At 48.9% G+C, this 1,757-nt stretch carries 1 rRNA gene; it reads left to right on the top strand.

Going from position 1 to position 1,757, the window contains the following annotated elements:
- Window positions 1-249 precede the first annotated feature (249 nt).
- Window positions 250-1,757 (top strand): 23S ribosomal RNA (locus tag RH89_RS14830); the annotation flags it as partial.

Raw genomic sequence — 1,757 nt, 5'->3', positions numbered from 1 at the left:
GCTCTTTAACAATTTGGAAAGCTGACGAATAACAACAATCCCCTTATCTACGGATAAGCGTTGTTATTCAATTAAAAGTTCTCAAATCCTAAAACTGTGTTTTAGGTACCAACACACATTCAAGTGTTCTTGGAAACATCCTTGTGATGTTTATATTTGAGTCCGGCAAAATCGAATGTCTCTCGCTCATTCAATAATGAGAGACAAAACCTTGGTTGTTTGAACATACAAGACCTCTTGGGGTTGTATGGTTAAGTGACTAAGCGTACACGGTGGATGCCTTGGCAGTCAGAGGCGATGAAGGACGTACTAACTTGCGATAAGCCCAGATAAGACAGTAAGAGTCATTTGAGTCTGGGATTTCCGAATGGGGAAACCCACTTACATAAGTAAGTATTGCTGAGTGAATACATAGCTCAGTGAAGCGAACTCGGGGAACTGAAACATCTAAGTACCCGAAGGAAGAGAAATCAACCGAGATTCCGAAAGTAGCGGCGAGCGAAATTGGATTAGCCCTTAAGCTTTTTATGCGTCAGGTGAAGCTTCTGGAAAGGAGCGCGATACAGGGTGATAGCCCCGTAACCGACAGCGCATTTACAGTGAAATCGAGTAAGGCGGGACACGTGATATCCTGTCTGAATATGGGGGGACCATCCTCCAAGGCTAAATACTACTGACTGACCGATAGTGAACCAGTACCGTGAGGGAAAGGCGAAAAGAACCCCTGTGAGGGGAGTGAAATAGAACCTGAAACCGTGTACGTACAAGCAGTAGGAGCCCTTCGGGGTGACTGCGTACCTTTTGTATAATGGGTCAGCGACTTATATTCAGTGGCAAGGTTAACCATCTAGGGGAGCCGTAGGGAAACCGAGTCTTAACTGGGCGCTCAGTCTCTGGATATAGACCCGAAACCAGGTGATCTAGCCATGGGCAGGTTGAAGGTTGAGTAACATCAACTGGAGGACCGAACCGACTAATGTTGAAAAATTAGCGGATGACTTGTGGCTAGGGGTGAAAGGCCAATCAAACCTGGAGATAGCTGGTTCTCCCCGAAAGCTATTTAGGTAGCGCCTCGGACGAATACTACTGGGGGTAGAGCACTGTTAAGGCTAGGGGGTCATCCCGACTTACCAACCCTTTGCAAACTCCGAATACCAGTAAGTACTATCCGGGAGACACACGGCGGGTGCTAACGTCCGTCGTGGAGAGGGAAACAACCCAGACCGCCAGCTAAGGTCCCAAAGTATTGCTAAGTGGGAAACGATGTGGGAAGGCTCAGACAGCCAGGATGTTGGCTTAGAAGCAGCCATCATTTAAAGAAAGCGTAATAGCTCACTGGTCGAGTCGGCCTGCGCGGAAGATGTAACGGGGCTAAGCAATACACCGAAGCTGCGGCTGCATACTTTGTATGCGGGGTAGGGGAGCGTTCTGTAAGCCGTTGAAGGTGGTTCGTAAGGGCTGCTGGAGGTATCAGAAGTGCGAATGCTGACATGAGTAACGATAAAGGGAGTGAAAAACTCCCTCGCCGGAAGACCAAGGGTTCCTGTCCAACGTTAATCGGGGCAGGGTAAGTCGACCCCTAAGGCGAGGCTGAAAAGCGTAGTCGATGGGAAACGGGTTAATATTCCCGTACTTCTTACAATTGCGATGGGGGGACGGAGAAGGCTAGGTGGGCCTGGCGACGGTTGTCCAGGTTCAAGTGCGTAGGCTTGAGAGTTAGGTAAATCCGGCTCTCTCTAAGGCTGAGACACGATGTC

This window comes from Vibrio nigripulchritudo ATCC 27043 (assembly GCF_000222685.1).
Taxonomy (GTDB): Bacteria; Pseudomonadota; Gammaproteobacteria; order Enterobacterales; family Vibrionaceae; genus Vibrio; species Vibrio nigripulchritudo.
The sequence above is the reverse complement of the archived record's forward strand: the minus strand, read 5'-3'. Positions and strand labels throughout refer to the sequence as shown.